Annotated in this window: 17 protein-coding genes; 10 read left to right on the forward strand and 7 right to left on the reverse strand. The window is 38.4% G+C overall.

The window, feature by feature from the left end; all coding sequences use genetic code 11:
* Positions 1 to 70 precede the first annotated feature (70 nt).
* A complete protein-coding gene (locus GM698_RS06475) occupies positions 71 to 7,942 on the reverse strand; it encodes an Ig-like domain-containing protein (protein ID WP_209289126.1) in 7,872 nt (2,623 codons plus the stop codon).
* 231 nt (positions 7,943 to 8,173) lie between these two features.
* Here GM698_RS06475 and GM698_RS06480 point away from each other — a divergent pair, with 231 nt between their 5' ends.
* On the forward strand, positions 8,174 to 10,744 hold the full coding sequence (locus GM698_RS06480; RefSeq protein WP_209289127.1) for a hypothetical protein: 2,571 nt from the start codon (positions 8,174 to 8,176) through the stop codon (positions 10,742 to 10,744).
* On the opposite strand, the gene GM698_RS10680 is transcribed toward GM698_RS06480, so the two are convergent.
* Both GM698_RS10680 and GM698_RS06485 read right to left on the reverse strand, forming a co-directional pair.
* Positions 10,741 to 10,866 carry a hypothetical protein gene (locus GM698_RS10680; protein WP_256437766.1) on the reverse strand — a complete coding sequence of 42 codons (126 nt, stop codon included), beginning with the start codon at positions 10,864 to 10,866 and terminating at the stop codon, positions 10,741 to 10,743. The genes GM698_RS06480 and GM698_RS10680 overlap by 4 nt on opposite strands.
* Positions 10,867 to 10,994: 128 nt before the next feature.
* Positions 10,995 to 12,155 carry a hypothetical protein gene (locus GM698_RS06485; protein ID WP_209289128.1) on the reverse strand — a complete coding sequence of 387 codons (1,161 nt, stop codon included), beginning with the start codon at positions 12,153 to 12,155 and terminating at the stop codon, positions 10,995 to 10,997.
* An 81-nt stretch (positions 12,156 to 12,236) separates the two neighbouring features.
* Between GM698_RS06485 and GM698_RS06490 the strand changes: the two genes are divergently transcribed.
* The 3 genes from GM698_RS06490 (at position 12,237) to GM698_RS10685 (ending at position 14,835) form a co-directional block, all read left to right on the forward strand.
* A complete protein-coding gene (locus GM698_RS06490; RefSeq protein WP_176811952.1) occupies positions 12,237 to 13,355 on the forward strand; it encodes a Fic family protein in 1,119 nt (372 codons plus the stop codon).
* A gap of 62 nt (positions 13,356 to 13,417) precedes the next feature.
* The gene (locus GM698_RS06495; RefSeq protein ID WP_209289129.1) at positions 13,418 to 14,581 is read left to right on the forward strand and encodes a hypothetical protein; all 1,164 of its coding nucleotides are present in this window, start codon (positions 13,418 to 13,420) and stop codon (positions 14,579 to 14,581) included.
* Between the two features lie 128 nt (positions 14,582 to 14,709).
* The gene (locus tag GM698_RS10685) at positions 14,710 to 14,835 is read left to right on the forward strand and encodes a hypothetical protein (protein ID WP_256437766.1); all 126 of its coding nucleotides are present in this window, start codon (positions 14,710 to 14,712) and stop codon (positions 14,833 to 14,835) included.
* On the opposite strand, the gene GM698_RS06500 is transcribed toward GM698_RS10685, so the two are convergent.
* On the reverse strand, positions 14,832 to 15,917 hold the full coding sequence (locus GM698_RS06500) for a hypothetical protein (RefSeq protein WP_209289130.1): 1,086 nt from the start codon (positions 15,915 to 15,917) through the stop codon (positions 14,832 to 14,834). The two genes, GM698_RS10685 and GM698_RS06500, sit on opposite strands and share 4 nt — an antisense overlap.
* 205 nt (positions 15,918 to 16,122) lie before the next feature.
* Here GM698_RS06500 and GM698_RS06505 point away from each other — a divergent pair, with 205 nt between their 5' ends.
* Both GM698_RS06505 and GM698_RS06510 read left to right on the forward strand, forming a co-directional pair.
* Positions 16,123 to 16,341 (forward strand): hypothetical protein, encoded by a 219-nt coding sequence (locus tag GM698_RS06505; RefSeq protein WP_209289131.1) that lies wholly within the window; start codon positions 16,123 to 16,125, stop codon positions 16,339 to 16,341.
* Positions 16,342 to 16,829: 488 nt separating this feature from the next.
* Positions 16,830 to 17,675: a hypothetical protein gene (locus GM698_RS06510; RefSeq protein ID WP_209289132.1), complete on the forward strand. Its 846-nt coding sequence runs from the start codon at positions 16,830 to 16,832 to the stop codon at positions 17,673 to 17,675.
* Positions 17,676 to 17,929: 254 nt separating this feature from the next.
* On the opposite strand, the gene GM698_RS06515 is transcribed toward GM698_RS06510, so the two are convergent.
* Positions 17,930 to 19,120: a hypothetical protein gene (locus GM698_RS06515; RefSeq protein ID WP_209289133.1), complete on the reverse strand. Its 1,191-nt coding sequence runs from the start codon at positions 19,118 to 19,120 to the stop codon at positions 17,930 to 17,932.
* Between the two features lie 81 nt (positions 19,121 to 19,201).
* On the opposite strand from GM698_RS06515, the gene GM698_RS06520 reads away from it, so the two are divergent.
* Complete coding sequence (locus tag GM698_RS06520; protein WP_176811952.1) at positions 19,202 to 20,320, forward strand: Fic family protein; 1,119 nt, start codon at positions 19,202 to 19,204, stop codon at positions 20,318 to 20,320.
* 29 nt (positions 20,321 to 20,349) lie between these two features.
* Complete coding sequence (locus tag GM698_RS06525; RefSeq protein ID WP_209289134.1) at positions 20,350 to 21,561, forward strand: hypothetical protein; 1,212 nt, start codon at positions 20,350 to 20,352, stop codon at positions 21,559 to 21,561.
* Here GM698_RS06525 and GM698_RS10690 read toward each other — a convergent pair.
* Both GM698_RS10690 and GM698_RS06530 read right to left on the reverse strand, forming a co-directional pair.
* A complete protein-coding gene (locus tag GM698_RS10690) occupies positions 21,558 to 21,683 on the reverse strand; it encodes a hypothetical protein (protein ID WP_256437766.1) in 126 nt (41 codons plus the stop codon). The genes GM698_RS06525 and GM698_RS10690 overlap by 4 nt on opposite strands.
* 136 nt (positions 21,684 to 21,819) lie before the next feature.
* Positions 21,820 to 22,860, reverse strand: coding sequence for a hypothetical protein (locus GM698_RS06530; RefSeq protein ID WP_209289135.1), 1,041 nt, complete (start codon positions 22,858 to 22,860; stop codon positions 21,820 to 21,822).
* 156 nt (positions 22,861 to 23,016) lie between these two features.
* Here GM698_RS06530 and GM698_RS06535 point away from each other — a divergent pair, with 156 nt between their 5' ends.
* Entirely contained in the window at positions 23,017 to 23,193 is a 177-nt protein-coding gene (locus GM698_RS06535; protein ID WP_176811870.1) for a hypothetical protein, read from the forward strand.
* Between the two features lie 2 nt (positions 23,194 to 23,195).
* Positions 23,196 to 23,480: a type II toxin-antitoxin system RelE/ParE family toxin gene (locus GM698_RS06540; RefSeq protein WP_209289792.1), complete on the forward strand. Its 285-nt coding sequence runs from the start codon at positions 23,196 to 23,198 to the stop codon at positions 23,478 to 23,480.
* The last annotated feature ends 10 nt before the right edge of the window (positions 23,481 to 23,490 follow it).

The raw sequence follows: 23,490 nt of genomic DNA on the forward strand, positions 1-23,490 counted from the left end.
TTAATCAGTTGGAAAGTTAGTCCAACTTTTGGGGTGCAGATCATAATGGGGCTTTGAATTAAAACATTATCTAGAGAATGTTAATGTCGGCATCAATAATTAACTTGTAAGTTGAGCCATCAATGTCCGTTGAATATTGATTATAGATTTGCTTATCAATAGTTGTTGGGCTATTAAGATTTCTTAATTCAATGCCTTCTAAATGTATAGTGTCTTTTGCATCACCTAGAATACGGACCTCTTTCGACAATGCTTTTAGTGCATTTTGATCTAATGTCAAAACAGATTCTGTTTGTTCATTAGATAATTGAATGAACCTAACATTAGCGAGTTTAGCGAGTTTTTCAGCTGTCCAATCACGACTGTCTGTCATATCTAAATGGAAAGCTTTATCTGCCTGTCCTCCTGCATGACCAATAACTAATTGATCAATACTCCCATTTCCTTCAAAATCTATCATTGTTAATTTTGTACTACCAAATGAATCATGTTCAAAATACTCAATCTTATTGGTTTTCCCCAAGCCATTAATGGATTTCCACGAGGTCTCTTTCTCAAATGCCTTAGAATTCAAGTTATTTTCATCGTAATCATATGAGAAATGCCTTGTGCTATCTATTGCTTTATCTAGCTTACCATCACCATCTCTATCAATCTCCCAAATTGTTGCCCTTCCAAAATCATCATAATGATTAGTTCGAATATAACGTAGTGCGGCTTTATTTGGGTTGTTAATTTCTAATGGCGACTTGATATATTCCCCTGCTCGTGAAGGGTCATATTCAGTAACAGTATAGTGCTGACCGTAGTTCGTAGATGTAAAGTGATATAAAATATCATCAGAAGTCACACCGTTACCCGTCTTATCAATATAAAGACGTTCACGATTACCTGACGCATCATATGTTATTGTCTCAACATAATCAGGAGTAGCTAGATTATTATCTGAATCTCTACGCACACTAGTTACTCGTCCATACTCATCGTATGTGTAATGAACTGCAGAATTTGTTGAGCCATTATTCTCATTATCTAGTAGTTTAGTAGTCGTTCTACCAAGAGCATCTCTAATGTAAGTTTCAGAAGAATCTATTGAGTTAGTATTACCTATGTCAATTTCTTTCTTCTCCAAAGTTCCATCTGGATAATACTTATAAACCTCTCTACGGTCGGTTGAGCCGTTTCCATCAATATCGAATAAAGTTTCAGAAGATCGACCATACGCATTTAACTTATACGTTTCTTTGCTATTAATGCTGCTATCACCTAGAAGATCAACTTTGATTTCTTCAATGTGATTATTTGCATCAAGTTTATTATAGGTAATCTTTGCAATAACCTCTTTTTTCTCCCTACTAGTAGGATCTTCAATAATATTAATAGAGGTAACTGTTTCAATACCTTCCGGTGATTTTGGAGAGTATTCCTCTCTTTTATCAAACGAACCATTATTGGTTAAATCAATCTCTTTTTGCTTTATTCTGCCGTTTGCATCTAGAGTATAGAACTCACGATAGTCCGCTGTACCATCCACATTATTGTCCTTTCTGAGTTCAATTAACTCGCCCTTCAGATTGTAGTCGTAATGCAATACTTGGTCTATGTCAGTCACTCCCTTACCTTCATTATCTGTCTGAGATTTTCCAGTATGCACTTCTTTATTTACAGAGGCATCGCTATCCACTAATACTCTCTCAACCCTGCCTAGACTATCAAACTGCTGATAATGGATCTTATCGGCAGTGCCATCACCGTTGTTATCGTACTCGATTTTGGTTTGACGGTTATAGTCGTTGTAGTCATATTTCTCAATAATATCAAGACCTTGTACTTCCTGACCATTGATGGTTTGCGTTGAACCAGTCTCAGTTTTATTGTCGGTATTCACATATTTTGCCGTTGTGAGATACTCGGTAATTGTGCCATTTTCTACTTTGGTCGTTGCAGCTTTGTACTCAAAGTGTTCCACTTTATCAAAGTGTGAATCGTCTAATTTCCAAGTACCTTTATTTTCTGTAACTTTCCCTGTCACTCCATTTGCATCGTTGTCGTACTCAATCTTAATAGGATTTGGGTTATCTCTATCTTTATCGGAATAAGTATATTTTTCTGCACGGTCAATTTTGCCATCTGCATTGTCGTCATAGAAAGCAAATGTTTTTTGACCTTTGTCGTTGTATTCAAAGTAGGCACGAGCATCGTCTTTACCTGTTGCATCATTGTTGTATGCAATTTGGGTTTCTAATACGACGTCTTTAGTTTGTTCTACACCAGTTTTACTTTTAACGGTTAGTTTTTTGGTTACAAAAGCTTCAATGGTTTCATATTTATCAATACCATTTTTGCCATCTTGGCTAGAACCTGTGTTAGATTTTGCATCTAAGTCGTATAGGCGTTTTTTCAGATTACCTTGCGTATCGTATATGAAGTAGGTGTGTTGGTCTGCTCCTTTTACATCAAGGTCTTTACCACCGTTTGGTACGCTCATATTACCTTCGCCATTCGCGATATCGCTAGCTTCTAAATAATGGTCGATTTGAACAACTTTAGCGTCAGAATTTACTTCTTTAGTTCTTTCGTTAAGCGTTGGTTTTGTTTGGTAAGTTGCTACTTCTACGGTGTCTACTTTGCCATCGTGGTTGATGTCAGAGTAAGTTGACACTTTTTTATCATTTTGCACTACAGCTGTTAACGGGTCTGATAAGTCAGGTAAGCGAATTGATTGTGTTTCAGTTGTATTGCCTTCTTTATCTTTCGCTATAACTACAACGTTTTCAGGTGCTGTTGTAGGAACTGGGATTGAGAATGTGCCATTTTCTTTAACAGTCGCTTTTGCGATCACGTCATTACTATTTGGTGCTTTTACTTCAATAATTGAACCTGGTTCGCCTTTACCTGTAAGTTCATTACCTACTTTGTTTACTTCAATTCCAGTAGGTTTTGTAGGTGGCGTCACGTCTGGTGCAACGATTGTACCTTTCGTCGTTTGACCTGCTTTATCGGTTACTTCAACGGTTAAGGTTTCGCCGTTTTTCGCCTTGTCAGTCTCGGTTAATTTAATGCTGTACGCACCTTCCTCATTTGCTTCACCTTCACCAATTTTTTTGTCTGTTGCATCTTTGATAACAACAGTTGCACCTGGCTCAGTCGTACCTGAAATGGTTACTGTATCGTTAGCCTTATCTGCAGATGACTTAGTATTTTGTGCATCTGGTGTTGGTGGTGGGGTAATATCAATTGCCTTGATCGTCCCTTTTGTCGTTTGACCTGCTTTATCGGTTACTTCAATGGTTAAGGTTTCGCCGTTTTTCGCATTATTAGCATCATTTAACGTAATGTCGTAATCACCTTCTTGGTTTGCTGTCGCACCGCCAATTTCTTTATCATTTTTGTCTTTGATAACAACAGTTGCACCTGGCTCAGTTTTACCTTTTACAGTTACTGAACCATTTTCGTTGTTTTTAACCTCAGTATTGTCTACAGTTGGTATTGATGGTTTGGTAATATCAGGTGCAGTAATCGTACCTGTTACTGTGTTGTTACCTTTATCGGTTACTTCAACGGTTAAGGTTTCGCCGTTTTTCGCATTGTCGGTCTCGGTTAGTTCAACGTTGTATTTACCTTCCTCATTTGCTTTACCTTTACCGACTTCTTTGCCTTTTGCATCTTTGATAACAACATCCGCACCTGGCTCAGTAGTACCTGAGATGGTTACTTTACCGTTAGCCTTATCTGCAGATGAAGTGGTGTTTTCTGCAGTTGGTGTTGATGGTTCGCTAATATCAGGTGCAGTAATCGTACCTGTTACTGTGTTGTTACCTTTATCGGTTACTTCAACGGTTAAGGTTTCGCCGTTTTTCGCATTGTCGGTCTCGGTTAGTTCAACGTTGTATTTACCTTCCTCATTTGCTTTACCTTTACCGACTTCTTTGCCTTTTGCATCTTTGATAACGACATCCGCACCTGGCTCAGTAGTACCTGAGATGGTTACTTTACCGTTAGCCTTATCTGCAGATGGAGTAGTGTTTTCTGCAGTTGGTGTTGATGGTGGGGTAACATCAAATACTGTGATAGGCGCTGTGGTTGTTGTGCCAGCAGAATCTTTCACATTCACATTGATCGTTTCACCGTTAGTTTTCGGTGGATTTAATGGAATATTATATTCACCTTTTTCATTTGCTACCGCATTGCCTAATTCATTACCTTGTTTATCAGTAACTGTTACGGTTGCACCTGGTTTGGTTGTGCCACTTACTGAAGCCCCATTTTTGTTCACCGTGGCAGTTGTGCCTTCACCATTATTTTCAGTTTTATCAGCTGAACCGTCAGCATTATTGCTGATAGTTGTTGAGCTACCGTCTGGTCGCTTAGTTTCAACTGACTTAGATCCGTCTTTTTTAGATGTGGTTGTTTCTTCATTACCTTTGCCATCAGCTTTAGTAATTGAAGTTGTTCCGTCAACCGCATTTTGAGTTTCAGATGTAGAACTACCGTTAGTATGTTTCGTTGTCGTTGTCGTTACATCTACATTACCATCAGCATTATTATCTTCTTTTGTGACAATAGTCGTTGTGCCATCTTGGTTTTTTGTTTCCTCAGTGGTCGTGATAGCTTCTGGTTTGCCATTTTGATCTTTATCAACTTCTTTCGTTGAAACGGTATTACCGTTTTTATTTTTTTCAGTAGTGATTGTAGTATCTAAAATGCCATTACCATCAGTATCTTTCTTCTCTACTGTTGTCTCTACAACGGCTGAACCTTCTGGATGCTTGGTGGTAGTAATTTCGCTCTCTGCTTTACCATCTTCATTTTCATCTTTCGTTTCAGTAGTGACTTCAGTACCATCTGATTTAGTCACAACTTTTGTTGTGCTTTCGACGATGCCGTCTTGGTCTTTATCTACTTTTGTTTCAGATGATGTTTTTTTACCGTTGTTAGATTCAGTTGTAGTAATTGTGCCTTTACCGTCGTCTTCAATAGTTGAAGATGTGTTGTCTGGACGATCGATAGTCGTTGTTTTGCTACCGTTATCACGCGTTACTTCGGTGGACTTAGTTACATTACCTTCTTTGTCTTTTTCGGTTTTGATTACTATGCCTTGACCATTATCTTCAGTAGTTGAAGTTGAGCCATCTTGGTTTTTCACACTTTCTGTTGAGCTGCCACCAGGGCGTTTAGTTGTCGTGATTGTACTATCTACAATACCGTCAGAATTTTTATCTACTTCTTCAGTAATGATAGTGGTATTATCTGGTTTTTTCTCTTCAACCTTGGTGCTTTCTGGATTACCATCAGCATCTTTATCTACGACTGTTTTAGTTGAAGTGGTTTTACCGTCTTTGGTTTTTTCGATAGTCGTTTTAGTATCTAATGTACCATCGCCATTCGTATCTTCTTTTTTCTCAACAGTTGAGGTATCATCAGGACGAGTTGTGGTCATCGTTTCACTATCGGCTTGTCCATTAGAGTCTTTATCTGCTTTTTCTGTAGTTACTTTTGTACCATCAGTTTTAGTTTCAGTTTTAACTACGCTTTCTGGATTACCATCTTTGTTCGCATCAATAACAGTTTCTGTAGAAGTAACCTTGTTATCTTTGCCTTTTTCAGTTGTAGTGACAACACCTTTTCCGTTATCTTGTGTTGTGGAACTAGTACCATCAGTATTTTTTGTTTCAGATGTTGAGCTGCCGTCCGCATTTTTTTGCGTTTCAGTTTTTGAAATTACGTCACCATCTTTACCTTTTTGGATGCTTGTTGTCGTTGTACCGCCTTTACCATCTGGTTTGGTCGTACTCTCAGTTTTACCTGTTGCATTACCATTAGAATCCTTATGCACAGTATGAGAAATTAAGCCGCCTTTACCGTCTGGAGTAGTAGTTGTCTCACTTGTACCTGTTACTGTTCCGTTTTCGTCTTTATGCTTAACTTTTTCAATTTTTGTACCGTTTGGTTGAGTCTCGCTTTCAGCTACGCTATCTACTTTACCATCAGAGTTGTTGTCTTTAGTTACTGTCGTTTTGGTGCTGCCGTCTGCTTGAGGCTCAACTTTAGTTACTGTTTCAGGGTTGCCATCAGTTGGAGATAAGTCAACGCTAGTTTCGGTAGAAATTACTTTACCGTTTTTGTCTTTCTTAGTCAGAACTGAAGTGTCTTGTTTACCATCACCGTTTGTATCAGTTTTGGTTATGGTTGTGCTTGTGCCATTTGGGTATTGAGTCTCAGAGGTAACGTCACCATTTGGTTTTGTTTTGGTGGTTGTAGTTGCGGTGATGTTATCGTTAGCATCTTTTTCTACTTTTGTAGTACTTATACTACCGTCTTTATTCGGTTTGGTTGTAGTACTAACACTTGTACCATCTGCGTTATTAGTGGTAGATAAAGAAGAACCATCAGGTTGAGTTACAGTTGTTGTAGTGTCAGTAACTTGCCCATTAGAACCACGGTTTTCAGTTATGGTTATACCTTTTCCGTTATCTTTTGTCGTTGATGTTGTGCCGTCTGGGCGAGTTGTATTAGCCACAGATGAGCCATCATCTTGAGTTACTTTATTGGTTGTAGCAACTACGTCACCATTTTTATTTTTAGTAATAATGGTTGAGTTTGTTGAACCGTCTGGATTTGGTTTAGATACTGTAGTTGTAACTGTGGTACCATCTGCGTTTTCAGTTACAGATTGTGTTTCCCCAGTCGGTTTTGTTTCTGTTCTGGTTGTACTATCTGTTTTTCCATCGCTGTTCAGATCTTCAGTTTTAGTTATAACTTTTGTACCGTCTGGTTTTGTTTCAGTTTTTATTGTCTCTTCTGAATTACCATCGTTATTTTTATCAATAGCATTTTCAGTAGAGGTGGTGTTGCCAGATTTATCTTTATTTACAGTTACAGATGTAGAGCCGCCTTTTCCATCTGGTTTAGTTGTCGTGGTGTAGGTTTCTCCACTTGGTTTAGTTGTTGTACTTGTTATGATACCCTCTGAGTTTTTCTCAGTATGAATTTTCGTACCATCAGATTTAGTTTCTTGTTTGCTTGAAGTACCATCTAAGTTCTTAGTTTCAATTGAGGTGTTACCTTTGCCATCATCTTTGGTTGTGATGGTTGAACCGTCAGTTTTTTTCTCAGTAGTGATTTTTGAACCATCTGTGTTGGTTTCAGTCGTAATGATATTATCTTTTTTACCATCATTATTTGTATCACGGCTTTCAACAGTTTTTTTGTTGCCGTTTTTATCTGTTGTAGTTTCAACAGATTTGTCAAATACACCGTTGTCTTTAGTGCTTTCTTCAACAGTTACAGTTTTGCTACCATCATTATTTTTTTGAGTAGTTACGATTTTTTCTGTTTTACCGCTGTTATTCGCATCCGTTTTGCGAATTTCTTTCGTAATTTGACCGCTTGCATCACGATTAGTGATGACTTCAGTATCTAGTGTGCCATTATTATCACTATCTACACGTTCAGTAGTTGTTTTGCTATCGTCTGTTTTATTCGCTTTAGCTGGCGTTGATTTACTGCCTTTATCTGAAAGGATGAACATACCTGCTAATAATCCAGCAGATGCACCTATTACTTCCATAGTGTACGATTTGCCAGATACTGCGGTATTGGCTGTATTAGCTGATGCGTCATTAGCAGACAATAAAAGAACATCATTAGGCTGTGTACTTAGTGATGAGTAGGCATTGCTTAGCATACTTGCTGCTTCATCAGCACTTAGTTCTTTGATGCCAACGATAATACCATCATCACTAATCGTAAATTCTGCAACTTTATTGTTGCCTTCGTTAGTTAATAGAGTAGGTTTGTTAGGGAAATAGTTTTCTAAAGTAATAACACTACCGTTCGATAGATATACTTCTAAATTATTGCCAACTCTCACAGTTCGTTTAATCGCAACAGATTTTACAGGCAGTACAACTTTAGCCGATTGTCCGATATTAATGTTCATAATGAAATTCTCCACAGGGTTATGAATATTTTTTAAAGCTTCGATAATTAAAATAAAGCTCTATAATCTTGTTAGCATTAGCATTAGCATTAGCATTAGCATTAGCATTAGCATTAGCATTAGCATTAGCATTAGCATTAGCATTAGCATTAGCATTAGCATTAGCATTAGCACACTATATGATATAAGATCCATTATCAGCAGTTTGATAGTCTAGGCAGGGTTCAGAAGGTGTTAGTGGACAATGATGCGAAAAAAACCACAGGTCATAATATCCACAAGGATAACGATGGTAAGCCAATTGAAGGTGTCGACAGAATCGAAACTTTCGGTCTTAACGACAAAGGTCAAACCTTGAGGGTTGAATACGACAACAATGGTAATGGCGAAACGAATTCCAAATCTTACCTTGTGTTAGACCAATATGCTCGTGCAGTGGCGAGATATACAGATAACGACAACACGGAAGGTACAGGTAAAACCATTAAAGTCACCATCGACGGTAAAGAGGTTGAGCTAAAAGGTGTCGATAGCTATGAAACCTACAAGCACAATGCAAACGGTCAAACCATCCAAATCGACCGTAACACCAATGCAGAGGGTGCAGCGGAAGAAGTGGTTCACATCGAACGTGACGAATACGGACGTGAGAAAGGTCGTTACTATGACTTAGACAATAACGCTGAGACAGGCTCGGGTAATAAAGACAAAGAAGGCCAAGAAGACCAAGATGACGCTATTAAGTTAAATGATGGTCGTACATTGAAAGGCGCAGACCGTTATGAAACGTATGAATACAACGAACTCGGGCAGGCTATTCAAATAAATAAAAACTTTGATGGAAAAGGTGAGTTTGATGAAATCGAATACCGTGATGTGGATAAAGCAAGCGGTCAAGTTAAGGGTGCTTATTACAACCGTGATAACGACATCAAAGATGGCAAAGCGTTAGAGAAGAAAACAGGCGAGACTATCACACTAGATGGTGGTAAACGTACTCTTGAAGGTATCGACAACTTTACCACTTATGAGCGTGATGGCCAAAACCGTGTGATTACTGAAAAATTCAACCTAGATGCGAAAGGCGGGGATGACCGTGTGTACCACTATGATTTAGATGCAAACGGCAACCGTATTGGTGAATACCAAAACTTGGATAACGACACAACGCTAACGCTCGACAGTAAAGAACAGGTCACAGGTACAGAGCATACACTAAAAGATGGACGTAAAATAACAGGTATCGAACGCGTTTACCTCAAAGAGTATGATGCAAATAATCATCTCATCAAACAAGAGCAAAACTTGGACGGTAAAGGCCATGCAGAAAACGTGAGCTACTATGTGCGTGATGCGTTAGGTCGTGAAGTTGCCCGTTACGACAACACGAATAACGACCGATTCAGTAATGGTAACGAAAACAAAACAGGGTCTAGCCATCAGATTAAACTCAATGGTGAAACAGTCACTGTAGAGGGTATTGATAGAATTACCAAAAACACATTCAATGCGTATAATAAGGCAGAAAAAACCGAAATCAATAACACGGGTGAAGCGGGCGATGACAAGTTTACTAATATCACAGAACGTGTTTACAACGGTCGTAATCAGCTTGAATCTGACGTCTCAAAAGTGAAATTAGAAGACGGCGAATTTGCACAATCTTCTGCCAATAAGTACACTTATGACAACTATGACCGCGTAGCAACGCGGAGCTTTGATACGAACTTGACAAAACAAGGTTTTGAGCGGGTAGAAACTTATCATAGAGATGTTTATGGTAGAGTTGTTCGCACTGATAATGACATTGTTGGTCAAGGTGGTGATATTGATGGATATACTACTTATGAACGTGATATTTTTGGGCGAGATACCATTTCAAAGTCATATGCTAACGGTCAATTAAATCGTAATATAGAGAATAAATATGATATATATGACCGTAAGCTTAAGATAATTTACAATGATGTAAATGGCGTTCCAGATCAAACTATTGAGAGAAAATATAATGCTCACAATCTCATAACGGAAATATTTTTTGATAAAAATAACAATGGGATTTTCGATGGTAAAGACAATAAGCTGAGTTACGAATACAATACCAATGTAATCCATTGGGTTTCAAGTCGTACTGATATTAATGCTGCTAATGGTATAAAGGTAAAAAGTAAGTGGCGTTACGATGATTTAGATCGCCGTATTGCTACACATCAAGATGTTAACGAAAACAACAAGATTGATGAAAATGAAAAGAACTGGAAAATCTCTTATATCGGGCAAACAAGTACAATGGATACAATAGCTGAGTATATAGGCACAACATTAAATATAGCCCGAAAAGTTCACTATGACAATAATAATACTGCAATTGCCACTTTCAGAGCTGATGCTGACGGTGTTTATCGCACATTGAACTATGACGGATATGATAGACCTCTTAGCTCAAGTGAAGATTTCACCCAAGAGCATTACAATGAGCTATTCAAGCAGGTCGGCGGTAATCTTAAGGCTGTGAATTTTACTAATGATAGACATAGTACTCAGATCACTTTAGATAACAATGTGCTAGCGAAACTCACTAAGTCAACACCTGAGTTAACACTCACGATCAACGGTGACGCTACTGACACAGTCAAGCTCAAAGACTACGGTGAATTCACCAAAGCAGCAGAGACAGTGAAAATAGGCAGTAACACCTATGATAAACTGACCACTGACGTTGAGGGCAAAACCTACACGTTATTGGTCGATACCGACATCAAGCTCTTTGATGCTGCACACCCAGGGACGGAAATTATTTAAGCAAATAGCCTTCCTTGCTGATTTGCCCCGCCACTCGGGGCAATACAAGCGGTTGATTTTTGCTGACAATGTGTAAAAAGCACCGCAACGCAGTCATAAAAAACCGCCTGACGAAGAAACATCGTCAGGCGGTTTTATTTTCAAGGTAAGCGGTGCAATTTCTGATAGTCGCTTAGTCACTTAACCACTCAGTAACTCAGCTTCAGCTACTTTTGCAAATTACCAGCAAAAACAGACCGCTTGTTATTGGCTACGGGAGCAGGTTGGTTGTAATATCAGTATCAATTAACAGGGTGTAGTCGTGTCCATCTACCTGTGTCGTGTACTGATTGTACTCCTGATTGCTCACTTTTTTGGTCTCATCTAACTTTTTGAACTCGTGGCTATTTTTGAGATTCACCACATCGGTACTGTCGCCTGCGATACGCAGTTCTGAACCTGTTGTGATTTTACGCAGCACATCGTTATCTAGCGTAATCTCCGTTTTAGCCCGAGCATCAGACATATTAATCACCTGAATATGCCCGCCTACTTTGTCAAAGAAACGATGCCAGTTTTCAGTCGTGTAGTCTTCGGTAGAAGAAATGACTGAGCCCCAAACGTTGTAAGCTAAATCAGTAAAATCTTTACCATTCCAAGCGTGTAACATACCTAATTTCTGACCTGCTTCACCTGCATTGAGGTAAATAAATTTCTCTATTTTAACTGGTGTGGTTTCGTCTTTTGCGAAAAACCGAGTGATAGTATCTTGATCATTTGTTTGACCGTGATAGGTGTTAATATGTTTAACATCATCACCATCAAATTTACCATTATTGTTCTGATCCCAGAAAGTAGAATCAATTCTATTCAGCTCATCATAGTGGTAGATAGTTACTCTATCAGTACCATCTTTTATTCTGTCAATTGCTTTTTCAACAAGACCTTGATTGTTGTAAAAATGCGTTCTCCAAGTATCGCCCAAGTCAAATTTGCCGTTTAGATTATTATCTGCACCTATAGTAACAGTTCTGCCGTACTCATCATGCGTGGTAATATGTGAGAGATTGATTGTATCTTCATTAGTATAACTTGTGCGTTTTATTACACGATCATAAATATCGTGTTTAAGCTCCTGTTTTTGGGTTAAACGATCTTGGCTGTCAAATATACGTCTTACTACCTCACGACCATATAAATCAAGCCTATAGGTAGAATATCCATTAATTAATAATTCATCACCTGTGAAGTTGTTATCTTGACGAACAACTCTACCATAAACATCTCTGTGATAAGTGTCGATACGCTCAAACCCCTCTTTTTTAGAGTCTGTATCAAAGCTCCGCGTTGCTACGCGGTCATAGTTGTCATAAGTGTACTTATCATGAGCGATTCGATTAAAATAAACTCTAAAAGCACAATTATCATTCATATTGAGCTGATTGGCTATCATATTTGGTTTATAAAATGATACGATTATAATACTGAATTTTTTATTATAAGGACAGGAATAATGCAATATGATAATTACAAATGGATATGGCAATACCCAAATTGGACCGAGTTTTCATGGGATAACTCAAAGTTGGAACCCAAGTTACGCCGTTGCTGGTTGTTACTGGGTAAACTTATTGGGTATAGCAGTCAAATTGAATACAGCGATTCGGAACTGGCTCTAGATACCTTATTAAGCAATATATTGAGCTCCTCACAGATTGAAGGTGAAAATCTCAATGCCTACTCAGTCAGGTCATCGTTGGCTCGCAAGTTAAATATTTCAATTGAAACCCCTTGTCCTGTTTCTGACCGATCCGAAGGTGTCAGTAACATTATGATTGATGTATTGGAGAACTGGCAGCAGCCGTTAAGTTTTGCTCGTTTAGCTCAATGGCATCTTTGGTTGTTTCCTTATCATACACCCCATATTAAAGTTGGAGAAATACGTGGCGAAGAGCCGATGCAGGTTGTTTCGGGCCGCTTAGATAAGCCCAAAGTACATTTTGAAGCACTACCACGCCAAGAGTTGGAAGTCGCATTATCTCGTTTCATTGAGTGGTTCAACTCTAGCCTACACGATATCTCACTTGATCCCCTTATCCGTGCAGGTATATGTAATCTTTGGTTTTTAACCATACACCCCTTTGATGACGGCAATGGCAGGCTGGCGAGAGCATTAACTGATTTAACATTAACGCAAGCAGACCAACAAAGTATTAGGCTCTACGCTTTTTCATTTACCATTTTACAAAAACGGAATGAATACTATCGCTTATTGGAAGAGAGCCAAAAAGGTAGCCCTAATATCACACAATGGCTAAGTTGGTTTTTAACTACATTAATCGAAAGCATTGAAAGCAGCTTGGTTCAAATCGAACGACTGCTTGCCAAAAGTCGCTTTTGGTTAAAACATAGAGGGCTGAGTCTAAACAAAGAACAAAAAAAAGTGTTAAATCGCTTGCTGGATGGTGGTGAAAACGGGTTTGAATTAGGTATCAATGCATCACAATACCAAAAGGTAGCCAAAGTCAGTAAAGCGACTGCCACACGTCACTTAACCGATTTACTGGAAAAAGGTCTGATAAGAAAAACGGAACAAGGAGGACGAAGCACCCGCTATTTAATTGAGTATTGATTTTTAACATATCAATAATAGGCTCAATGTTGGAGCTGAATAGGCAAACCAATCAGCTCAATATGAATGATAATTGTGCTTTTAGAGTTTATTTTAATCGAATCGCTCATGATAAGTACACTTATGACAACTATGACCGCGTAGCAACGCGGAGCTTTGATACAGACTCTAAAAAAGAGGGTTTTGAGCGGGTGGATACTTATCAATACGATCAATATGGAAGAGGGATTCGTGCTGATAGCAATTTTACAGGCGATAATCTGACTATCAACTCTTATTCGAAGAAAGAGTTTGATCTTTATGGGCGAGTGAGCACAGAAAGAATTTTTGATAGTAATGATGTTCTAACAAAGAAAAACGATTATGGGTATGATGCTTATGGACAACGAATCAGAGAAACCACATACGCTACAGAAGATAGCATAAATATTCAATTCCTAAAGGAGAGAGATGAATATGGTCGTTATATAAAAGATGGACGAGACCTCAATATGAATGGTGTTATTGATTTAGGAGATAGCTATCGAGTATATACTTATAATGATCAAGGTAGACCCTATAAAACATATGATGTTTTAGCAAACGGCGATAAAACTGCTACATCACTATGGTTCTATGATGAATTTGGACGACGTGTTTACAGCATTATTGACGCAAACGATAATGGGAAATGGGACGATAGAGAATACAAACATGTTGATACTTATCACGGTACAAGAACAGATCGTGATGAGACAATCACTTATACCTATCCAGATGATAAGAATCCAATCAGGATCATGAAATTTGTTTACCAAAATGCAGGAGATCAAGGTTACCAAATTGGTACTCTGGATGCCCCTCAAGGGAAAGAATTCAAGTCATTTAGTCATAACGTATACGGCTCAGTCGTTTCTTCTACCGAAGACTACACGACTGAAAACTGGCATCGTTTCTTTGACAAAGTAGGCGGGCATATTCAGGTGATTAATATGTCTGATGCTCGGGCTAAAACGGAGATTACGCTAGATAACGATGTGCTGCGTAAAATCACAACAGGTTCAGAACTGCGTATCGCAGGCGACAGTACCGATGTGGTGAATCTCAAAAATAGCCACGAGTTCAAAAAGTTAGATGAGACCAAAAAAGTGAGCAATCAGGAGTACAATCAGTACACGACACAGGTAGATGGACACGACTACACCCTGTTAATTGATACTGATATTACAACCAACCTGCTCCCGTAGCCAATAACAAGCGGTCTGTTTTTGCTGGTAATTTGCAAAAGTAGCTGAAGCTGAGTTACTGAGTGGTTAAGTGACTAAGCGACTATCAGAAATTGCACCGCTTACCTTGAAAATAAAACCGCCTGACGATGTTTCTTCGTCAGGCGGTTTTTTATGACTGCGTTGCGGTGCTTTTTACACATTGTCAGCAAAAATCAACCGCTTGTATTGCCCCGAGTGGCGGGGCAAATCAGCAAGGAAGGCTATTTGCTTAAATAATTTCCGTCCCTGGGTGTGCAGCATCAAAGAGCTTGATGTCGGTATCGACCAATAACGTGTAGGTTTTGCCCTCAACGTCAGTGGTCAGTTTATCATAGGTGTTACTGCCTATTTTCACTGTCTCTGCTGCTTTGGTGAATTCACCGTAGTCTTTGAGCTTGACTGTGTCAGTAGCGTCACCGTTGATCGCGAGTGTTAACTCAGGTGTTGACTTAGTGAGTTTCGCTAGCACGTCGTTATCTAAAGTGATTTCTGTGTTTTGAGTGGCATTCGACAAATTGATCTTCTCTAGTTTACCCTTTGCAAGTTCTAAGACTTTGTTGAAGCTGATATTGCCACCTGTATAATCTTCAACCGATGAACTAGGATTACCCCAGCCGTCGTAACTCAATGCTACAAATTCCTCTTTATTGTTAGATAATAAGCGAGCAATTATTTTGTTAGTATTATCACGATGGGCATAAATGGCATATTTCAAGTTGTCATCGCTACCTACATAATAATAGTTGATATATGTATTCGCTGTATCGTCACCATAAACGTATCTCGTATAATCTTCACCTTCGGAGATTTTACCATCATTATTATTATCTCTTAAGACTAAAATTCTTCGTCCAAAATCGTCATAATCGAATATCTCATAATAACTATCTTGTGATGGTTTGATGACTTTTTGACCTATCAATCTACCCGTAGCATCATCAGCACGCGTATATTCAAACTTGACATCGCCATTATCCCATTTGCCTAACACCCCTCTATCATCTGACTGGCGAATAGCCAGGCCACGAGCGTTATATTCATAAGATCTAGTCCACATGGCATTACCCTCTTTATCTAAAAAAAAATGCTTAGAAGTACGATCATAAATATCAAACTCATAAGCCGTTTGGGAGGTAACGGTGCCATCTGAAGTATGCTGAATTATCTTATTGTTTTGTCCATAATGATTACGATCGTAAGTAGTATATCCATCAATATCACCACCTTGACCAACAATGTCATTATCAGTGCGAACAATTCTACCATAAACATCTCTATCATAAGTTTCTACCCGCTCAAAACCTTGTTTTGTCAAGTTCGTATCAAAGCTCCGCGTTGCTACGCGGTCATAGTTGTCATAAGTGTACTTATCATCACTTCATTGTCCATTTAATACTCAAAAAGAACAAAATAAAACCAATTTTTAACCCTAAATAGTAAATTATAATACGTAATTTTATTAACAGTTTTGACTTTATAAAAAAGTAATCTTACTATATTGCCTAAACTAAGGAGAGAGTATGTTTAATCTATTTAAACGCCCGATAGAAACTGAGACGATTGATGCGTGGACAAAAATAGCCGATGATATTGCAAAAGTTGCAATTCTTGCTATTCCTGTTATGCTCTATGGGAACGAAACAGCTGTTATAAAGATTATCAACTCATTCTTATTATTAGCAGGAGCTTATTTTTCATTACTCATTAGCCGTCACTTGAGACGAAATAAACACAAATAAGGAGAAACATAATGATTGGTTTAACATTTGGATTAGCTGTTTTTGCCTTTGTGATGTTTGGCATTGCAATCGTTGTACAAAAATATGTCAAGTAAAAAAACTAATCTGATCGAAAACGCTCCTGAGATCTCAAGGGCGTTTTTTATTGCCTTATATTCAGCTAATGTGTTTCTTATAACGATTAAAAACATATAATCAATCTATAAAATCTATCGATAAGGTGCAATAAGTACACTTATGACAACTACGACCGCGTAGCAACGCGGAGCTTTGATACGGACTCTAAAAAAGAGGGGTTTGAGCGTATCGACACTTATCACAGAGATGTTTATGGTAGAGCTATCCGTGAAGATAAAAATTATACGAATGATACATTACCCATTAACGAATATACTATCCATGAGTTTGATTTATATGGCCGAGAGGTAGTAAGACACACATTTGATAACCAAAATCATTTAATCTCCAAATTAGTGATGGAACGCAATATGTATGATCACGAAGTAAAACGCACAACTTATACTGCTGAAGATAAAATCAATATCTCACAGATTATCACACGTGATGAGTACGGCAGAATAGTTATTATAGGTCAAGATCGTGATCTAAATGGTGAGTTTGGCTTAGGCGATACTTGGAGAACGTATTTTTACGATGATGGTAAGGCTTATAAAATAATTGATAGGCAGGCAAATGGTAATGATAACGTAAACCTCTACTTCTATGATGATTTTAATAGACGTAATCTTATCGTAGCTGATGACAACAAGAATGATATTTTTGATGGTAATGATGTTAAAAATATTATTACCTATCACGGTCAAACAAATTTTCAAGATACTCTCACTCAGTTTTCCGCAAAAGACGAAACAACACCAGTGAAAATCAATAAAGTCATTTACCTCAATGCAGGTGAAGCAGGTCAGATGTTAGGTTTTTTACACGCTTGGAATGGTAAAGATTTTACTGATCTAGCTTACAACGTATATGGCTCAGTGGTTTCTTCTACTGAAGACTACACCACTGAAAACTGGCAACGTTTCTTCGACAAAGTAGGTGGGCATATTGAGGTGATTAATATGTCTGATGCTCGGGCTAAAACGGAGATTACGCTAGATAACGATGTGCTGCGTAAAATCACAACAGGTTCAGAACTGCGTATTGCAGGCGACAGTACCGATGTGGTGAATCTCAAAAATAGCCACGAGTTCAAAAAGTTAGATGAGACCAAAAAAGTGGCTAACCAAGAGTACAATCAGTACACGACACAGGTAGATGGACACGACTACACCCTGTTAATTGATACTGATATTACAACCAACCTGCTCCCGTAGCCAATAACAAGCGGTCTGTTTTTGCTGGCAATTTGCAAAAGTAGCTGAAGCTGAGTTACTGAGTGGTTAAGTGACTAAGCGACTATCAGAAACTACACCGCTTACCTTGAAAATAAAACCGCCTGACGATGTTTCTTCGTCAGGCGTTTTTTTATGACTGCGTTGCGGTGCTTTTTACACATTGTCAGCAAAAATCAACCGCTTGTATTGCTCCGAGTGGCGGGGCAAATCAGCAAGGAATGGAGGCTATTTGCTTAAATAATTTCCGTCCCTGGGTGTGCAGCATCAAAGAGCTTGATGTCGGTATCGACCAATAGCGTGTAGGTTTTGCCCTCAACCTCTGTGGTCAGTTTATCATAGGTGTTGCTGCCTATTTTCACTGTCTCTGCTGCTTTGGTGAATTCACCGTAGTCTTTGAGCTTGACTGTGTCAGTAGCGTCACCGTTGATCGCGAGTGTTAACTCAGGTGTTGACTTAGTGAGTTTCGCTAGCACGTCGTTATCTAAAGTGATTTCTGTGTTTTGAGTGGCATTCGACAAATTGATCTTCTCTAGTTTACCCTTTGCAAGTTCTAAGACTTTGTTGAAGCTGATATTGCCACCTGTATAATCTTCAACCGATGAACTAGGATTACCCCAGCCGTCGTAACTCAATGCTACAAATTCCTCTTTATTGTTAGATAATAAGCGAGCAATTATTTTGTTAGTATTATCACGATGGGCATAAATGGCATATTTCAAGTTGTCATCGCTACCTACATAATAATAGTTGATATATGTATTCGCTGTATCGTCACCATAAACGTATCTCGTATAATCTTCACCTTCGGAGATTTTACCATCATTATTATTATCTCTTAAGACTAAAATTCTTCGTCCAAAATCGTCATAATCGAATATCTCATAATAACTATCTTGTGATGGTTTGATGACTTTTTGACCTATCAATCTACCCGTAGCATCATCAGCACGCGTATATTCAAACTTGACATCGCCATTATCCCATTTGCCTAACACCCCTCTATCATCTGACTGGCGAATAGCCAGGCCACGAGCGTTATATTCATAAGATCTAGTCCACATGGCATTACCCTCTTTATCTAAAAAGAAATGCTTAGAAGTACGACCATAAATATCAAACTCATAAGCCGTTTGGGAGGTAACGGTGCCATCTGAAGTATGCTGAATTATCTTATTGTTTTGTCCATAATGATTACGATCGTAAGTAGTATATCCATCAATATCACCACCTTGACCAACAATGTCATTATCAGTGCGAACAGTTCTACCATAAACATCTCTATGATAAGTTTCTACCCGCTCAAAACCTTGTTTTGTCAAGTTCGTATCAAAGCTCCGCGTTGCTACGCGGTCATAGTTGTCATAAGTGTACTTATCATGAGCGATTCGATTAAAATAAACTCTAAAAGCACAATTATCATTCATATTGAGCTGATTGGCTATCATATTTGGTTTATAAAATGATACGATTATAATACTGAATTTTTTATTATAAGGACAGGAATAATGCAATATGATAATTACAAATGGATATGGCAATACCCAAATTGGACCGAGTTTTCATGGGATAACTCAAAGTTGGAACCCAAGTTACGCCGTTGCTGGTTGTTACTGGGTAAACTTATTGGGTATAGCAGTCAAATTGAATACAGCGATTCGGAACTGGCTCTAGATACCTTATTAAGCAATATATTGAGCTCCTCACAGATTGAAGGTGAAAATCTCAATGCCTACTCAGTCAGGTCATCGTTGGCTCGCAAGTTAAATATTTCAATTGAAACCCCTTGTCCTGTTTCTGACCGATCCGAAGGTGTCAGTAACATTATGATTGATGTATTGGAGAACTGGCAGCAGCCGTTAAGTTTTGCTCGTTTAGCTCAATGGCATCTTTGGTTGTTTCCTTATCATACACCCCATATTAAAGTTGGAGAAATACGTGGCGAAGAGCCGATGCAGGTTGTTTCGGGCCGCTTAGATAAGCCCAAAGTACATTTTGAAGCACTACCACGCCAAGAGTTGGAAGTCGCATTATCTCGTTTCATTGAGTGGTTCAACTCTAGCCTACACGATATCTCACTTGATCCCCTTATCCGTGCAGGTATATGTAATCTTTGGTTTTTAACCATACACCCCTTTGATGACGGCAATGGCAGGCTGGCGAGAGCATTAACTGATTTAACATTAACGCAAGCAGACCAACAAAGTATTAGGCTCTACGCTTTTTCATTTACCATTTTACAAAAACGGAATGAATACTATCGCTTATTGGAAGAGAGCCAAAAAGGTAGCCCTAATATCACACAATGGCTAAGTTGGTTTTTAACTACATTAATCGAAAGCATTGAAAGCAGCTTGGTTCAAATCGAACGACTGCTTGCCAAAAGTCGCTTTTGGTTAAAACATAGAGGGCTGAGTCTAAACAAAGAACAAAAAAAAGTGTTAAATCGCTTGCTGGATGGTGGTGAAAACGGGTTTGAATTAGGTATCAATGCATCACAATACCAAAAGGTAGCCAAAGTCAGTAAAGCGACTGCCACACGTCACTTAACCGATTTACTGGAAAAAGGTCTGATAAGAAAAACGGAACAAGGAGGACGAAGCACCCGCTATTTAATTGAGTATTGATTTTTAACATATCAATAATAGGCTCAATGTTGGAGCTGAATAGGCAAACCAATCAGCTCAATATGAATGATAATTGTGCTTTTAGAGTTTATTTTAATCGAATCGCTCATGATAAGTACACTTATGACAACTATGACCGCGTAGCAACGCGGAGCTTTGATACAGACTCTAAAAAAGAGGGGGATGAGAGAACAGAAAAATACACTTATGATCAGTACGGATATATTATTAATGTCGCGACTGACATACTTGGCGACAATATTGCCGTGAATACGACAAGAACGATTGAAAGAGATCTGTATGGACGTACTGAAATATATCGTGACTACCAAGCAAATGGTAGTCTATTATCAAAACATGAGTATGATTATAATGAATATGGATACATTACTAAACTAACCAGCTATTCATCTGAGACACAGAAGAGTTTTATCAATCATTATTATAAACGTGATAGTATTGGGCGGGTAGAAAAACTACTTGAAGACAAAAATGCTAATGAAATCTTTGATGCTGGCGATCTGAAACAAACCTTAATTTACGATCAATATATTGACAGCAAATATGCGGAACGTATTGATGAATCAGTATTACGGAAAAAACACAACATCTATACCTATGATGATTACCAAAGAATAAGTTCATCATTTGAGGATAAAAATGGTAATAAAACCCATGATAGTTATGAACCGTTAACCAAACGTTTCTACTTTGGTGAATCTGGAATAACGGATAGATTTGAGTTCTATACAAATGGAAAATTAACCCTTATTCAGAAGTATGTTTACCCAGATGCAGGCAATATTGGTAACCCGATTGCACAATTAAAGCTAGACGTTGCAGCAGATCAGTATGCTTTACTATATGGGCTTCATGGTTTTCACTATTCCTCTGAGGATGATTATACTTCCGACAACTGGAGCAAACTTCTAGATAATTATGCAAATAAAATTAACCAAATCAATCTTACGAATGCTACGGCAAGTACGCATATTACGTTAGATCATAACACTGTCGCAAAAATTGCCAAAGATAAAACACTACTCATCAACGGTGACGCTACTGACACAGTCAAGCTCAAAGACTACGGTGAATTCACCAAAGCAGCAGAGACAGTGAAAATAGGCAGCAACACCTATGATAAACTGACCACAGAGGTTGAGGGCAAAACCTACACGTTATTGGTCGATACCGACATCAAGCTCTTTGATGCTGCACACCCAGGGACGGAAATTATTTAAGCAAATAGCCTTCCTTGCTGATTTGCCCCGCCACTCGGGGCAATACAAGCGGTTGATTTTTGCTGACAATGTGTAAAAAGCACCGCAACGCAGTCATAAAAAACCGCCTGACGAAGAAACATCGTCAGGCGGTTTTATTTTCAAGGTAAGCGGTGCAATTTCTGATAGTCGTTTAGCCACTTAGCCACTTAGCCACTTAGTAACTCAGCTTCAGCTACTTTTGCAAATTACCAGCAAAAACAGACCGCTTGTTATTGGCTACGGGAGCAGGTTGGTTGTAATATCAGTATCAATTAACAGGGTGTAGTCGTGTCCATCTACCTGTGTCGTGTACTGATTGTACTCCTGATTGCTCACTTTTTTGGTCTCATCTAACTTTTTGAACTCGTGGCTATTTTTGAGATTCACCACATCGGTACTGTCGCCTGCAATACGCAGTTCTGAACCTGTTGTGATTTTACGCAGCACATCGTTATCTAGCGTAATCTCCGTTTTAGCCCGAGCATCAGACATATTAATCACTTGAATATGCCCGCCTACTTTGTCGAAGAAACGATGCCAGTTTTCAGTCGTGTAGTCTTCGACTGATGTTGCTTGGCTGCCGTAGACGTTGTAATTAAATGTTTTGAACTCCTTACCGAGAGGGGAATCAAGTGTACCGATTTGAGTGCCTTGATTGCCCGCATTGAGGTAGACAAACTTCAAGATATTTGTCGGATTCTCCTCATTAGGGGCGACATATCTATAAACGGCATCACGTGAATTCGTAATGTGGTAGGTATCCACATGCTTGGTTTCGCCGTTATCCCATTGCTCATTACCATTACTATCTACAAAGGTGTAATCACGTCTTCCGAAATCATCATAGTTCCATATTGTATTGGTTTCTACACCTCTTGTATTTACATCCGTTACTTTATAGGCTCGTCCTTGGTCGTTGTAAGTATAGGCTCGCCAACGGTCGCCTGCCCCCAATTCTCCATCTAAATTATTGTCTCTTCCTTCTACGATAATTCGACCGTATTCATCGCGTTTAAAGATAGCGGTAGTATTGTTGGTATGAGAAGTATCCTTCGCTCTCAGACCATATACATCGTATTCAACGGTATTCTGTTTAGACAGATTGCCTTGGCTGTCAAATACGCGTCTTACTACCTCACGACCATATAAATCAAACTTATGGGTAGAATATTCATTAATTAATAATTCATCACCTGTGAAGTTGTTATCTTGACGAACAGCTCTACCATAAACATCTCTATGATAAGTTTCTACCCGCTCAAAACCTTGTTTTGTCAAGTTCGTATCAAAGCTCCGCGTTGCTACGCGGTCATAGTTGTCATAAGTGTACTTATTTACAGTTTTAGGTTATTTTGTATACACTTATTCTTTTGACTTTGCTAAGTAATAAGAGTACCATTTCTGCACTTATCAAGAAAAATTAGGATAAATAAAATGATAACTCTCGCAAAGAATCAAGTAGTAACAACCAGCAAAATTGAATTTGTTGAACAAAACCGCCCATCTGAAGAACAAATCTTTTTGATGAGAATTCTGAACGGTGAAATTACCTTCAAAAGTAATGAAGAAGTGCTGGAAAACCTACGAAAAAGATTAAAGCTAGATAAATAGTGATGAAAGTTGATTATATTGTTCAGTGGTCTAATGAAGCAGAAGAACAACTTAATAAAAAAGCTGACTATATAGCAGAGCAAAGCAGTAGAGAAATAGCGGCTAATTTCTTTGATGATATTAAAACCACTGCAGAAAAACTGTCATATATTGCTGGAGCATATAACGATGGTAAATTCCATAAATTTCCTGTATCTAAAAGGCGAAAACCTCATTCTGTGAGATTTATTGTTGTTGGAGATTTTATTTTAATTAGTGACTTTATCCCTGCGGGAAAGAATAGCTAAAATGGTACTA

It is taken from the genome of Mannheimia sp. ZY171111 (genome assembly GCF_017750945.1).
Lineage (GTDB): Bacteria > Pseudomonadota > Gammaproteobacteria > Enterobacterales > Pasteurellaceae > Mannheimia > Mannheimia pernigra.

Coding starts and splice junctions, on each gene's coding strand:
- GM698_RS10680 (WP_256437766.1), bottom strand. CDS start 10,866: ATGTTTCTTCGTCAGGCGGTTTTTTATGACTGCGTTGCGGTGCTTTTT.
- GM698_RS06540 (WP_209289792.1), top strand. CDS start 23,196: ATGAAAGTTGATTATATTGTTCAGTGGTCTAATGAAGCAGAAGAACAA.
- GM698_RS10690 (WP_256437766.1), bottom strand. CDS start 21,683: ATGTTTCTTCGTCAGGCGGTTTTTTATGACTGCGTTGCGGTGCTTTTT.
- GM698_RS06475 (WP_209289126.1), bottom strand. CDS start 7,942: ATGAACATTAATATCGGACAATCGGCTAAAGTTGTACTGCCTGTAAAA.
- GM698_RS06495 (WP_209289129.1), top strand. CDS start 13,418: ATGAATGATAATTGTGCTTTTAGAGTTTATTTTAATCGAATCGCTCAT.
- GM698_RS06520 (WP_176811952.1), top strand. CDS start 19,202: ATGCAATATGATAATTACAAATGGATATGGCAATACCCAAATTGGACC.
- GM698_RS06515 (WP_209289133.1), bottom strand. CDS start 19,120: ATGAATGATAATTGTGCTTTTAGAGTTTATTTTAATCGAATCGCTCAT.
- GM698_RS06505 (WP_209289131.1), top strand. CDS start 16,123: ATGTTTAATCTATTTAAACGCCCGATAGAAACTGAGACGATTGATGCG.
- GM698_RS10685 (WP_256437766.1), top strand. CDS start 14,710: ATGTTTCTTCGTCAGGCGGTTTTTTATGACTGCGTTGCGGTGCTTTTT.
- GM698_RS06485 (WP_209289128.1), bottom strand. CDS start 12,155: ATGAATGATAATTGTGCTTTTAGAGTTTATTTTAATCGAATCGCTCAT.
- GM698_RS06510 (WP_209289132.1), top strand. CDS start 16,830: ATGTATGATCACGAAGTAAAACGCACAACTTATACTGCTGAAGATAAA.
- GM698_RS06535 (WP_176811870.1), top strand. CDS start 23,017: ATGATAACTCTCGCAAAGAATCAAGTAGTAACAACCAGCAAAATTGAA.
- GM698_RS06490 (WP_176811952.1), top strand. CDS start 12,237: ATGCAATATGATAATTACAAATGGATATGGCAATACCCAAATTGGACC.